The 13991-nt window shown below is 58.8% G+C and carries 11 protein-coding genes; 5 read left to right on the top strand and 6 right to left on the bottom strand.

The window, feature by feature from the left end; genetic code table 11:
* Positions 1–218: 218 nt before the first annotated feature.
* The gene (locus tag ACGS9J_RS02160) at positions 219–1145 is read left to right on the top strand and encodes a N(4)-(beta-N-acetylglucosaminyl)-L-asparaginase (RefSeq protein ID WP_442229437.1); all 927 of its coding nucleotides are present in this window, start codon (positions 219–221) and stop codon (positions 1143–1145) included.
* Between the two features lie 12 nt (positions 1146–1157).
* Here the strand turns inward: ACGS9J_RS02160 and ACGS9J_RS02155 are convergent, their stop codons facing one another.
* The 6 genes from ACGS9J_RS02155 to ACGS9J_RS02130 form a co-directional block, all read right to left on the bottom strand.
* The gene (locus ACGS9J_RS02155) at positions 1158–2150 is read right to left on the bottom strand and encodes a LacI family DNA-binding transcriptional regulator (RefSeq protein ID WP_442229436.1); all 993 of its coding nucleotides are present in this window, start codon (positions 2148–2150) and stop codon (positions 1158–1160) included.
* A 61-nt stretch (positions 2151–2211) separates the two neighbouring features.
* The gene (locus ACGS9J_RS02150) at positions 2212–3345 is read right to left on the bottom strand and encodes an ABC transporter ATP-binding protein (protein WP_442229435.1); all 1134 of its coding nucleotides are present in this window, start codon (positions 3343–3345) and stop codon (positions 2212–2214) included.
* On the bottom strand, positions 3345–4754 hold the full coding sequence (locus ACGS9J_RS02145) for a leucyl aminopeptidase family protein (protein WP_442229434.1): 1410 nt from the start codon (positions 4752–4754) through the stop codon (positions 3345–3347). Before ACGS9J_RS02145 ends, ACGS9J_RS02150 begins: the two co-directional genes overlap by 1 nt.
* 4 nt (positions 4755–4758) lie before the next feature.
* Entirely contained in the window at positions 4759–5592 is an 834-nt protein-coding gene (locus ACGS9J_RS02140) for a carbohydrate ABC transporter permease (protein WP_442229433.1), read from the bottom strand.
* On the bottom strand, positions 5582–6523 hold the full coding sequence (locus tag ACGS9J_RS02135) for a carbohydrate ABC transporter permease (protein ID WP_442229432.1): 942 nt from the start codon (positions 6521–6523) through the stop codon (positions 5582–5584). The genes ACGS9J_RS02140 and ACGS9J_RS02135 overlap by 11 nt, the downstream gene beginning before the upstream one ends.
* Before the next feature lie 135 nt (positions 6524–6658).
* A complete protein-coding gene (locus ACGS9J_RS02130) occupies positions 6659–7933 on the bottom strand; it encodes an ABC transporter substrate-binding protein (RefSeq protein WP_442229431.1) in 1275 nt (424 codons plus the stop codon).
* A 740-nt stretch (positions 7934–8673) separates the two neighbouring features.
* Between ACGS9J_RS02130 and ACGS9J_RS02125 the strand changes: the two genes are divergently transcribed.
* The 4 genes from ACGS9J_RS02125 to astB all read left to right on the top strand — a co-directional run bounded on the left by ACGS9J_RS02125 (position 8674) and on the right by astB (position 13982).
* Positions 8674–9888: an aspartate aminotransferase family protein gene (locus ACGS9J_RS02125; protein ID WP_442229430.1), complete on the top strand. Its 1215-nt coding sequence runs from the start codon at positions 8674–8676 to the stop codon at positions 9886–9888.
* Positions 9889–9940: 52 nt separating this feature from the next.
* Complete coding sequence (astA, locus tag ACGS9J_RS02120) at positions 9941–10975, top strand: arginine N-succinyltransferase (protein ID WP_442229429.1); 1035 nt, start codon at positions 9941–9943, stop codon at positions 10973–10975.
* Positions 10975–12447, top strand: a complete 1473-nt coding sequence (gene astD / locus ACGS9J_RS02115; RefSeq protein ID WP_442229428.1) for a succinylglutamate-semialdehyde dehydrogenase — start codon at positions 10975–10977, stop codon at positions 12445–12447. Before astA ends, astD begins: the two co-directional genes overlap by 1 nt.
* A gap of 194 nt (positions 12448–12641) precedes the next feature.
* The gene (astB, locus tag ACGS9J_RS02110; RefSeq protein WP_442229427.1) at positions 12642–13982 is read left to right on the top strand and encodes an N-succinylarginine dihydrolase; all 1341 of its coding nucleotides are present in this window, start codon (positions 12642–12644) and stop codon (positions 13980–13982) included.
* Positions 13983–13991 lie beyond the last annotated feature (9 nt).

Raw genomic sequence — 13991 nt, 5'->3', positions numbered from 1 at the left:
ATCACAGTGTAGTAGAACCGCGTACCGCTGCCTTTAGGGGGATGTGCCCCGTTGGGAAAGGCGCGTTACGCCACGCTTTTCACCGCTGCGGTTTGACTTTTCCGCCGGCCGGAGATATTTTTTAATCACCATGGAACACGTGTTCCATTGACGTAAATGACCGGTATTGACCGGTGCCTCTCTTTTAGCGCTGAACGCCGTGCGGGAAACATAACCCTATGATTGTGATTGCAAACTCTGAAGGACACCCGGGCATCGGTCTGTCTGCCGAACGGCTGCGGCAGGGGCAGAAGGGGCTGCGTGCCATCGTTGACGGCATCAAGCTGGTGGAGCTGGATCCCAGCGTGCGTACCGTGGGTTATGGTGGCTGGCCCAATGTACTGGGCGAAATGGAACTGGATGCCTCGGTGATGGACGGCGATAGCTTGCGCACCGGGGCGGTGGGGGCGTTGCAGGGGTATCTGCATCCGGTTGAGGTGGCTTACCGGGTGATGGAGGATCTTAACCACGAGATCCTGGTCGGCGCCGGGGCCGCGCGCTTTGCTGCCGAAATCGGTGCGCTGGCGGGGGACAATCTGATTGCCGACTCCAGACGCGTCTGGTGGGAAAAGCTGGAGCAGGCGATGGACGCCGAGCAGCTTCGACATTGGCCGAATATTCCGCTGGCGGGGCTGTCCAATAATGCCACCGATCCGGAACGGGTGCGCGACACCACGGTATTTTTAGCGCTGGATGGCGGGCGTACGCTCAGCGCCGCCACCTCGACATCGGGCTGGGCGTGGAAATACCCGGGGCGATTGGGCGACAGCCCGATCATCGGCAGCGGCTCCTACGCCGACAGCCGTTACGGCGCCTGTGCCTGTACCCACACCGGGGAAATGACCATTCGTTGTGGCACCAGCCGCGCGGTAGTGCTGTATATGAAGATGGGCATGACGCTGGATCAGGCAGTGTATGAGGCGATTGAGGATCTGAATTACCTGAAGGACGGTTACACCGAAGGGGTGACGATCCACGCCATCGACAAGGACGGTAATCACAAGGTGGTGAGCCTCAATTGCCCGGGGCCCATTCAGTACTGGCTGTGGCAAAGCGGCATGGCGGCACCGGAATTGCGCGACGCGGAAATTATCACGACCCGCTGAAAAGCGGGTCATTCAGCAAGAAGCGCGTACCACCAGTTCGGTAGGAATGGTGATCTGCTGCGGCACAGCCTGCGGGCTGTCGCTACGCAGTTCAACCAGCCTGACAATGGCGGCGATCATTGCATCAATATCGCGGCGCACCGACGTGAGTTGGTAACTCGGCCAGGCGGCCATCGGGATGTCGTCGAAGCCGTAGACCGCGACGTCCTGCGGGATCTGCAGCGGCGTGTGCAAACGAATATAATCCATCACCCCCATCGCCATGGAGTCTGCGGTGCAGAAAATCGCCTGCGGAGCCGGGCGTGCCGCCAGCAGTTGCGGCGCGAGGGTAAAACCGCTCTGGTAGCTGTAATCACCGCTGAGCTGCGCGACAATCTCCAACCCTTGCTGGGCGGCATGAGTCAAAAAGGTTTGTTGACGCAGTTGTTCGCCGTGGGCGCTGCTGCGCCCGCCAAGCAAGGCCACCCGCCGTTGTCCCTTTTGCGCCATCAGTGCCGCCAATTGCTGCAAACTGGGTGACTCATCGGCGCTGAGCGCATCGCACAGGGCGTCGCCCGCCAGGCCGTTAAGCATAATTGGCGTAGCGATGCGAAACAGATCCTTCGCCGCCCGGGCGCTGATGTTGTCAGCGAACACCACGGCGGAGTCGACATGATAGGAGATGGTTTGCTTCAGGTAATTGGCCGGATCGGCAATGCCTTCCAGCCGGATCATCACCGCCTGCCGGTTGCTGTTCTGCAACTGCTCTACCAGACGATCGAAAAACTCAAGGTCGGACAAATCGTGAAAGTGGTTCACCACCACCGCGACGAAGCCGGTTTTACCGCTGTGCAGGCTTTGGGCGATGGCATCCGGCGCGTAGCCTAACTGGCTGGCGACGCGCATCACCAGTTCACGGTTTTTTTGCGAGACCCGCCCCTGATTGGAAAAGGCGCGTGACACCACGGTGCGTGAAACGCCGGCCACGCGGGCGACATCGTGAGAGGTGACTTTTTTCATCGGCATACGGCAGCTACTCTACGGAAAACGGGGCGCTGCGGCAGGGGCGCGCAGCGGCGATATGGTCTCACAGAATCTCGGCCGGCAACACTGTTTCCCCGCGTTGCGCCAGCCGTTGCCCGGTTTGCGGATCAAAAAAGTGCAGGGCGGTGACATCCAGCGTAATGGCCAGCGCTTGCCCTTGGGCATGTTGCTGTTGCGCGTGCTGCTTAACAATGTACTGCGCCCCGTTATCGCCCTGTACAAACAGGTTGCTCTCCGCCCCCAGATTTTCACTGTAGACCAGCGTTCCGTTCAGGTGGGGTTGCGCCAGCGGCGCGCTGAGGCTGCAGGCCTCCGGACGACAGCCGAGCGTCAGCCAGTCGCCCGCTTTGGCGACCAGCGCCGGGAACTCGGCGGCCTTCAGGGGCAGCAGCAGGCCGGAATCGCCTTGCAAAACGATCTGCTCGCCTTGCACCTGGACCTGAACCTCGAACAGGTTCATCTGTGGCGAGCCGATAAACTCGGCGACAAAGCGGTTCACCGGCCGGTGATAAAGGTCCAGCGGCGTGCCGATTTGCTGCACTTTCCCCTGATTCATGATGACCACTTTGTCCGCCATGGTCATGGCCTCCACCTGATCGTGGGTGACGTAAATGATGGTCGCGCCGATCGCCTTGTGCAGCGCAGACAACTCCTGACGCATGCGGTTACGCAGTTTGGCGTCGAGGTTGGACAGCGGTTCATCAAACAGGAAAACCTTGGGACGCCGCACAATCGCCCGTCCCAACGCCACGCGCTGCCGCTGGCCGCCGGAAAGCTGGCCGGGTTTGACCTTCAGGAACTCGGTCAGGTGCAGCATTTCGGCCACCGCGGCGATCTGCGCGGCTATTTCCGCCTTCGCCATGCCTTTGATTTTTAGCGACAGCGCCATGTTTTCATAGACCGTCATATGCGGGTACAGCGCATAGCTCTGGAACACCATGGCGATGTCACGGTATTTGGGCAACACCTCGTTCATGCGTTCGCCGTCGATCAACAGTTCGCCGGAAGAGAGGGTTTCCAGCCCGGCGATCATCCGCAGGGTGGTGGATTTACCGCAGCCGGACGGGCCGAGCAGCACCACAAATTCGCCTTTCTCAACCTGCAGATTGACGTCGCTGGCGGCCTGGTAGCCGTTGTCATAGCGTTTGTTGATATCAACCAGTTCTACGTAAGCCATCAGCGCTCCGTTTGGGCAAGCAGGGAACTCAGACGTGCCAGCAGCAGCACGCCGAAGGAGGACGCGCCGTTGGCATACAGCTTACGGTGCGGCATATCGGTAGACATGGCGGCGATATCCAGGTGCGCCCAGCGTTGGCCCGGTTGCACGAACTCGCCGATAAAGGTCGCCGCCACGCAGGGGCTGCCGTGGGGATCTTCGCCGCCGTGACGGTAATCGGCAAATTCGGACTTCAAAACGCCACGATACCAGCCGCCGTGCGGCATCGGCCACACCGGCTCCGCACTGGCCTGGCCCGCCTGGGTGACCTGCGCGAGAAAAACGTCGTCGTTGCCCATCATGGCCGCATATTCTTTGCCCAACGCCACGCCCGCGCCACCGGTCAGGGTGGCGATGTCGAGTAAAAAGTCGGGCTGGAAACGCTGCTGGGCATAGCTGATGACGTCCGCCAGCACCATGCGGCCCTCGGCGTCGGTTGAAATGATTTCCACTGATTTGCCGTTGTGCATGGTCACCACGTCGCCGGGACGCTGCGCACGGGAAGAGGGCATGTTTTCCACCAGCCCGCACAGGCCAATCACGCGGATCGGCAGTTGCAGCGCGTCGATAATGCGCATGGCACCCACCACCGCTGCCGCGCCGCCCATGTCGAACTTCATGGTGCTCATGCGTGCCGCACCTTTAATGCTGATGCCGCCGCTGTCGAAGGTGACGCCTTTCCCCACCAGCGCCAGAGTGTGGCGTGCGTTGGCGGGATGGTGATCGAGGATCAGTAATTGCGAGGCGCGGGCGCTGCCCTGACCGACGCCCAGCAGGCCACCGAAACCCAACTGCGCCATCTGCTCTTCATCCAGCACTTCCTGACGCAGATGGCTAAAGGGCAGCTGTGCGACGGCCGCCACGAAACTTTCCGGGTAAAGAATATTGGCCGGCTTATTCATCAGCTCACGCCCGATGATCACCCCTTCGGCATGCAGGTTGGCCCAGTCGCACAGCGCCTGCGTGGCGGCATCCTGACTGTGCAGCGGCTGGGTCGGATCGGTAAGTTGGGCATTGGCGTGGTGCTGATAACGGTAGGCACCCAGACGCAGGCCGAACAGCAGCCAGCGCCAGGTTTCGGCGCTGGCCGATGAGCCGTCATCCAGCGTCAGACGCAGATGTTGCAGCCCGAAATCTTTTAGCCCGGCGGCGAGGGCAGCCCCGGCGTCCTGCAACGCGGCGGGGGTCAGCGACGGGCCAATATTGAGTGCAAAACGGCCGTCGTTCAGCGGATAAAGCACGCCGACGGCGGCCTGTTGCAGGCCCGAGTTTTGCAACGCCACCGGCAGTGTACTTCCCGTAGACGTAAACAGGATGACTTGCCGGCGTGCTGCTGTGTCGTTTTCGATAAAAATATCAATGGATTGCATAACGTTATCCTTTTACCGCGCCCCGGGTGAGGCTTTCCATCATTTGTTTGGACGAGAAGATAAAGGCGATCAGCAACGGGACTATCGCCAGGAAGCTGCCGGTCATCACCAGGTTCCACGGCGTGGCGGTGGCCCCGCTCAGGCTGCGCAGCACCAGTTGCAGAATCTGCTTGTCCGACGACTGCAAGGCCACCAGCGGCAGCATAAAGTTGTTCCAGGTATCGACCACCACCACGATGGCTACCGTCAGTAGCGCCGGGCGCATTAACGGCAGGCCGATACGCCAAAATATTTGCAGTTCATTCAGGCCGTCCATGCGTGCGCTGTCGAGGATTTCGCTGGGCAATGAGGAGCTGACGTACTGACGCACCAGGAAGATGCCGAAGATGTTCACCCCGGCCGGCAGCCAGACGGCAGCGAACTGATCGAGCAGGCCAACGCTTTTGATCACGAAGAAGTAGGGCACCAGATTGACCACGCTCGGCACCATCATGGTTAGCATCAGGGTGGTGAATAGCACCTTTTTGCCCTTGAACTGATAAACGCTGAACGCGTAGCCCGCCGCGGCGGAAACCAGCACGCTGGTCAGCGTGGCCATGGCGGTGACATACAGGGTATTGAGCAGCGCACGGGTGAAGGGCACCTGTTGCTCCAGCCCGCGGTAGTTTTCCAGCAGGTGGCTGCCGAAGCGCAGTGACATGCCCATGATGCTGCGGGTGTCCTGCGTCGCCAGCAGCGCCGACCAATAGAATGGGAACAGCGACAGCGAGGCGAACAGGGATACCAGCAGGTAAATCACCAGTTTGCCGGTGTCGAAACGGCGACCCTCAGCGATCATTCTTTAGCCCTCCACGGCTGCCGAAACCCCAAAACACCAGTGCACTGACCAGCGCAATCAGCAGGAACAGGATCCAGGAGATCGCCGAAGCGGTACCCATATCCAGATAAGACCAGCCGGTTTTATACACGTACATCGACACCGTCAGGCCGCTGTTGTCGACGCCGCCGGTGCCTTGCGTGAGGATCATCGGCTCATTGAACAACTGCATGTTGCCGATCAGCGTCATCAGCGTGGCGAAGAAGATAAAGGGCGCCAACAGCGGCAGCGCAATATAGCGGAATTTTTGCCAGCGGCCCGCGCCGTCCAGCTCAATCGCTTCGTACAGATCCGGCGAAATCGACGCCAGCCCGGTCATGTAGATCACCGTATTGATGCCGGTGAACTTCCAGGTCACCTGATTGGCGATGGTGAAGCGGATCCAGTCACTGTCAAAGAAGTTGATCGGCAACGCGGCGGCCAGGCTGCTCAGGTGCAGTTTTGCCGCCAATCCGCTTAACAGTTCGTTGACCATGCCGACCGGCGAGAACAGGTTGAACACGATCAGGCTGACGGCGACGGAAGAGGTGATGTAGGGCAGGAAGATCGCCGCCTTCAAAAAACGCCGGCCGCGCACGATGATGTGCAGCAGCGAATAGGCCAGGGTGATGGCGAACAGATGCTGACACAGGCCGGAAACCAGGGTGATTTTAATGGTGTTGACCAGCGATACCCAGAAGGCGTCATCGGTGAAGGCATAGTAAAAGTTATCCAGCCCGACAAACTTCATCGAACTCAGGCCCTTTACCGGGTTCCAGGATTGAAACGAGAGAAACGCCGAGAAGAAAATCGGGAAGGCGTTGAACACCGCAAACAGTAGCATGAACGGCAGCAGCAGCAGGTAGGCGGTGCGGTGATCGTGCAGCAGCCCTTTGAAAAATCGCTTACGCATAGACTCCCCGAACCGACGGAAATAAAACATGGGTGGCCGAAAGGCCTGACTGAATATCGCCTCTTTCCTGGAGAAGAGGGGGGAAGGTTACTCGTGTCTCCCCCTCACCCTAACCCTCTCCCAGAGGAGAGGGGATTATAATGAGCGCATCCGACGTTCCAGCAGCTTATTGGCCTCGCGCAGGGTGCTGTCGATATCCTGATGCTGCACCAGGATCTTCTTCGCCGCTTCGTTGAGAATTTCGTTGGCGATATTGTCTTCCGGCGAGGAAGCCACAGGCTTCAGATCCGGCACCAGGCTGGCGTAGTAGCGCATGGAGTGCTGGCCGCCGAGAACGCTGCTTGGCGTGTCGAAGTAGGGCGCGTTATAGACGTCGAGACGGGCAGGCAGGGTACCTGCAGTTTTCGCAGCGTCGATCACCACGTCACGCTGCATGAAGTACTGAATGAACTGCCAGGCCGCCTGGGCATTTTTGCTCTGCTTGGGGATCACCAACGTGGTGCCGCCGGCGTTGACCTTGAGATTGCCCGGCACGCCGGTCACGCGCCACAGCCCGGCTTTGGCCCCGTCCGGATCCAGCTCCTGTTCGATGCGGCCTTCGTCCCACGGGCCATCGATATCGGCGAACAGTTTCCCCTGACGGTACAGTTTGATGTATTCCTGCGAATTGGTAGAGCCGTCGAGCGAAGCCGCCAACCCTTTGTCATACAGCGTTTTGATCACCGTCATCAGCTGTTTGATCTGCGGCGAATCGAGGTTGGGTTTGCCGTCCTTGGTGTACACCGGTTTGCCTGGCTCACTGTTCATGCCCACCACCAGTGGGTTGATCAGGCTGGTGGCCGCCGGCAGCAGGTAGGCACCTTGTTCTTTTTTCAGCTTCTCGCCAAAGGCGATAAAACTGTCCCAGCTTTGGGTGATGTCCTCAATCTTCACGCCGGCCTTCTGCACCATGTCGTTGCGGTAGATCATGATCACCGGCCCGGTGTCGTAAGGCACGCCATAGATATTGCCGTCGTTGCCTTTCGCCAGGCTGATCATCGAAGGATCGAACTGCCAACCCTGGCTATCGATGCTGAACGGCGGGGCGCTCAGGTTATTCAGGCCGCCGGAGTTGGCGAAGCTGCCCAGCTTGATGGTGCTGACGCTGAAGATATCGGCGGCACCCTGGCCAACGGCCAGCGCGGTGGTCAGCTTTTGGTGACAGTCGGCGAAGCCGCATTTGATCGACTGCACCTGAATGTCCGGATGCGCCGCCTCAAAGTCTTTAATCACCTTGTTGATGTAGTCATTAGGCAAGTAGTTGGCGAAGGTGATGCTGGTGTTGGCGCCGGCGGAAAAGGGCAAGCCCAGCAGCACGGCCAGTGCGACCCCGGTAATTCTTAGATTAGTACGCAAGCAGACATGAGCCATGATAACCCCGATCCTGTGCAGTCGATGTGGTGTGTGTTTTTTCATCATGGAACACGTGTTCCATTAAAATTAACCTATTATTGCGCCATCGAGCTGTCAACAATTTGTTCGGTAAGTTAACAAATATGAGATCTGGCGCGGCCGTTGCCTCTGAGTACGCCCGATTTTGGCCCGCTCATCAGCGCGCAGAGCCTGCAATGACGCGGGTTTGCCCACATCTGGTGCATTTTCTGCACCTGCATGGGGCAAAAGTGTGACGGCACGCAGATCAGGCCAAATTATTTTTGCGAGCGCGATCAGAAATATTGAAGTTTTTTGTCATTGAATAGGATTTCGCAGCCAATGATGATTTTTCGCCTTATTTTTCCAATTATTCATTACCAATGCATATTTATTGAATAAGTATGCATTATAAGCCGTTGTTTTAGCGGAAAAAACCGTGATTTCCGCCAAAATTCCCGTTTTGGCACGATAGCTGCTCTACACTCTTTATCAAACGGCATGTATTTTAACTGCTCGTTAACATTTATTCCCCGTTGCAGGACCTGATACCCGGCATAAATAGCGAAAAACGCGGTTGATGTAACAGATTTGTTTCTGAATGGGCGGTGAAAGGCAGAGTTATCACCGGTCAAAAAGCGGATCGAACGGCGCGGTTTTTTTTGTTTTGTTGTGGATCATCCGGGCTGGAGCGGCCCTTACAGTCAAAATTCAGTCTTTGCTGAAGTTATGAGGTCATTATGGAACAGCCAATCGCAGTTACCCGCCAGTCTTTCGACGACTGGATGGTCCCGGTTTACGCCCCCGCTGATTTTATTCTGGTTCGGGGAGAAGGCTCGCAGGTTTGGGATCAGCAGGGTAAGTCTTACATCGATTTTGCTGGTGGCATCGCGGTAAACGCGTTGGGCCATGCGCACCCGGTCGTCACGGCGGCGCTGGTGGAGCAGGCGGGCAAACTGTGGCATCTGGGCAACGGCTACACCAACGAGCCGGTGCTGCGTTTGGCCAAGCTGCTGATTGACGCCACCTTTGCCGATAAGGTGTTTTTCTGTAACTCCGGGGCGGAAGCCAACGAAGCGGCGCTGAAACTGGCGCGTAAACGTGCGCTGGACAACGGCAACCACAGCAAGAACCAGATTGTGGCGTTTAACAATGCCTTCCACGGCCGCACGCTGTTTACCGTGTCTGCCGGTGGACAGCCGAAATATTCCAAAGATTTCGCCCCGCTGCCGGGCGGCATCACCCACACGCCATTTAACGATTTGGCGGCCGCTGCCGAAGTGATTAACGACAACACCTGCGCGGTGATCGTTGAGCCGATTCAGGGCGAAGGCGGTGTATTGCCGGCCGATGCCGCTTTCCTGCAGGGCCTGCGCGAGCTGTGCGATCGTCACGATGCGCTGCTGATTTTCGACGAAGTGCAAACCGGCATGGGCCGTCTCGGCGATCTGTACGCCTACATGCAATACGGTGTGGTACCGGACGTGCTGACCACCGCGAAAGCGCTGGGTTGTGGCTTCCCGATCGGTGCGATGCTGACCACTGACGAACTGGCCAAGACCCTGAGCGTCGGCACCCACGGCACCACCTACGGCGGTAACCCGCTGGCGACGGCGGTGGCCGAGGCCGTGTTCTCTGTTATCAACACGCCGGAAGTGCTGGCAGGGGTGAAGCAACGCCACCAGTGGTTCCTCGAAGGGCTGAACGAGATTAACCGGCAGTACCCGATTTTCTCTGAAATCCGTGGTGGCGGCCTGTTGATTGGCTGCCAGTTGACGAAAGATTATGCCGGCAAGGCGAAACAGATCACCCAACTGGCCAACGAAGAGGGCGTGATTGCCCTGATCGCCGGCCCGGATGTGGTGCGCTTCACCCCTTCACTGATCATTCCCGAGCAGGATGTTAAAGAGGGGCTGGCGCGATTCGCGCGTGCCGTGGCGCGGATTTGCAGCTAACACACAGGCTGCGCCCTTACCGGCGCAGCCTGATTCAGACGAGGTTCGCATTATGATGATTATTCGCCCTATAGAGCGTCGCGATTTGACTGACTTATTGACGCTTGCCGGTAAGTCCGGCATCGGTCTCACTTCCCTGCCACAAGATGAAGATACCTTGTCGGCACGCATTGAGCGGGCGTTAAAAACCTGGCAAGGCGAACTTCCGCGTGGTGAGCAGTGTTATCTGTTTGTGCTGGAAGACAGCGAGCGCCGGCAAGCGGTCGGAGTTTGCGCGATTGAAGTGGCCGTCGGGCTGACCGAGCCCTGGTACAGCTTCCGCGTCGGCACTCAGGTGCACGCGTCCAAACAGCTGAATGTGTATAAATCGGTGCCGACGCTGTTCCTCAGCAACGATCACACCGGCCATTCCGAACTCTGTACGCTGTTCCTCGATCCGGACTATCGCCACGGCGAAAACGGCAAGCTGCTGTCAAAGGTGCGCTTCCTGTTTATCGCCGCTTTCCGCGAGCATTTCTCCGCACGGTTGATTGCTGAAATGCGCGGTTTCTCCGATGAGCAGGGCCGTTCGCCGTTCTGGGAGAGCGTCGGGAACCATTTCTTTTCCATCGAGTTCGCCAAGGCGGACTACCTCAGCGGCACCGGACAGAAGGCGTTTATCGCCGAACTGATGCCGAAGCACCCGCTGTATGTCGATTTTCTGGCCGAAGATGCGCAGAAGGTGATTGGCGAAGTACACCCGCAGACGGTGCCTGCGCGCCGGGTGCTGGAGTCGGAAGGCCTGCGCTATCAGGGCTATGTCGATATCTTCGACGGCGGGCCGACGCTGGAAGCGGAAATCGATCACATCCGCGCGGTCAAGCAAAGCCGTCTGGTGAAAGTGGTACTGGATGAAACCCCGATGCGCGCCGATGCGCCGGCGCTTCTGGTGGCCAACGATCATTATCAGAATTACCGCGCACTGCTGGTCAATGCCGATCTGTATGACGACCGTCTGCATCTCAATGCCGCCACCGCTGAGGCGCTGGGCGTTGAGCAAGGCAGCCCGGTGCGGGTCATCCCCCTTATTGCACAGGAGAAAGCGTAATGTCACATCCTGCACTGTTTATTAATGGCGCCTGGCAACAAGGCCGCGGCGCTGAATTCAGCAAAACCGATCCGGTTGATAACCAACTGCTGTGGCAGGCTAAAGCCGCCGACGGCAGCGATGTTGCTGCTGCCTGTGAGGCCGCTCGCGCCGCTTTCCCGGCATGGGCACGTACCCCGTTTGAACAACGCGAACAGTTGGTGAAGCGTTTTGCTGCGCTGCTGGAAGAGCACAAGTCCCATTTGGCGGCGGTGATCAGCCGTGAGACCAGCAAACCGCGTTGGGAGACGTTGACCGAAGTGCAGGCCATGATCGGCAAAGTGGCGATTTCGTTGCAGGCTTATCAGGCGCGTACCGGCGTGAGCCAGACCGCAATGGCGGACGGCGCTTCGGTGCTGCGTCACCGGCCGCACGGGGTTTTGGCGGTGTTTGGGCCTTATAACTTCCCCGGTCATTTGCCGAATGGCCACATCGTTCCCGCCCTGTTGGCGGGTAACACCGTGGTGTTTAAACCGAGCGAACTGACGCCGCAAACCGCCGAGGAAACCCTGAAGCTGTGGCAACAGGCCGGTTTACCTGATGGGGTGCTTAATCTGGTGCAGGGCGGGCGCGAAACCGGCGAGGCACTGGCGGCCAGCCCGGATATCGACGGCCTGCTGTTCACCGGCAGCGCCGGTACCGGCTACCACTTGCATCGCCAGTTGGCCGGACAACCTGAAAAGATCCTGGCGTTGGAAATGGGCGGTAACAATGCGCTGATTGTCGATCAGATTGAAGACTGCGATGCGGCAGTCAACCTGGCGATTCAGTCGGCGTTTATTTCCGCCGGCCAGCGCTGCACCTGCTCGCGCCGTATTCTGGTGAAGCGCGGCAGCGAGGGCGATGCCTTTATCGAACGTTTGGTGCAGGTGGCGAGTGCGCTGCGCATCGGGCGTTGGGATGCTGAACCGCAGCCGTTTATGGGTGGGGTGATCTCCTCGGCGGCGGCGGAAAAAATGCTGGCGGCGCAGCATCACCTGCTGGCGCTGGGCGGTAAAACCCTGCTGACCATGCAGCGGCTGGAAAGCGGCAGCGCGCTGCTCAGCCCGGGCATTATTGACGTGACCGGCGTGCGTGACGTGCCGGACGAAGAGTACTTCGGTCCGCTGACCACCATTATTCGCTATAACGACTTTGATGAAGCCCTGCGTATCGCCAACCAGACGCGTTATGGCCTGTCGGTCGGTCTGGTATCGCCGCAGCGTGAGCAGTTTGATCGGCTGTTGTTGGAAGCGCGAGCCGGTATCGTCAACTGGAACAAGCCGTTGACCGGAGCTTCCAGCGCGGCACCCTTCGGTGGCGTGGGGGCTTCAGGCAACCATCGCCCAAGCGCCTACTACGCGGCGGATTACTGCGCCTGGCCAATGGCATCGCTGGAAAGCGAAAGCCTGACGCTGCCGGCCAGTTTGTCACCGGGGTTGTCGTTTAATTAAATTTTACCCGTCGCCTTTCAAGCCGCAGCGTTGTTACTGTAGGGGGCGAAAAAGTTCGCCCCGACTAACGCGGGGGCAGCATGCAGCGCCCCTACAATGTCTGGGGATGAGCGAGCTGGCCGCCTGGCTGCAACTTGAAATTCATAGGGTATGTTTTGAGTAGGGCCGAGCCTGCTCGGTCCCAGGAGAACAGCATGTCAGGATATGAAGTCAATTTCGATGGTCTGGTGGGCCTGACGCATCACTACGCCGGATTGTCATTTGGTAATGAGGCTTCGACGCAGCACCAAAACAGCGTGTCGAACCCGAAGCTGGCGGCCAAGCAAGGGCTGTTGAAGATGAAGGCGCTGGCGGATCTCGGCTTTCAGCAGGGGGTCTTGCCACCGCAGGAACGGCCGCACCTGCCTATGCTGCGCAAGTTGGGGTTTAGCGGCAGCGACGAAAAGGTATTGGCACAGGCGATGAAACAGTCTCCGCGCCTGTTGTCCGCGCTCAGTTCGGCGTCTTGCATGTGGACTGCCAATGCGGCCACGGTTTCACCTTCTGCTGACAGTGCCGACGGCAAGGTGCATTTCACCGCGGCCAATCTGAATAACAAATTCCATCGCGCGATTGAGGCCGAGACCACCACCGGCGTGCTGCGGGCGATTTTTAACGATCCTCGCCATTTCGCCCACCATGAGGCGTTACCGCAGGTGGCGCTGTTTGGCGATGAAGGCGCGGCTAACCATAACCGGCTGGGCGGCGATTATGGCAAACGCAGCGTGCAGATGTTCGTCTACGGCCGACAGGAGTTTGGGGGAGAAATTGCCCCGACGCGTTATCCGGCACGCCAGACGCGCGAGGCCGGGGAGGCGATTGCCCGCCTGCACCAGTTGGACGAGCAACATACGGTGTTTGTGCAACAGAATCCGGCGGTGATCGATCAGGGCGTGTTCCATAACGACGTGATTGCCGTCAGCAACCAGAATGTGCTGTTCCATCATCAGCAGGCGTTTTATCAGCAGCAGCAGGCGCTGGAGGAAGTGCGACGCAAAATGGCGTCACTCGACAGCGAACTGGTGGCGATTGAAGTGCCGACGGCGCGAGTTTCCGTGGCGGACGCGATCGCGACTTATCTGTTCAACAGCCAAATCCTGACCAAGCCTAACGGCAAGATGATGATTGTGGTGCCGGAAGAGTCGCGTCAGCACAGTGGCGTGTGGAGCTATCTGAGCGAGATGGTGGCCGGCGGTGGGCCGATCGATGAAATCAAAGTGTTCGACCTGCGTGAAAGTATGCGTAACGGCGGCGGCCCGGCTTGCTTACGACTCCGCGTGGCGCTGAATGAGCAGGAGCTGCGGGTGGTCAACCCGCGCGTGATGATGAACGATACTCTGTTCGTGACGCTGAATGACTGGGTCGACCGTTATTACCGCGATCGCCTGTCGCAAAACGATTTGGCCGATCCGCAGCTGCTGCGCGAAGGGCGCGATGCGCTGGATGCCCTGACGACGATCCTCGGGTTGGGGTCGGTTTATCCTTTCCAACAATAGGCGGAACCC

It is taken from the genome of Serratia quinivorans (assembly GCF_052113645.1).
GTDB lineage: Bacteria > Pseudomonadota > Gammaproteobacteria > Enterobacterales > Enterobacteriaceae > Serratia > Serratia quinivorans_B.
This window is presented reverse-complemented; position numbering and strand designations above follow the sequence as displayed.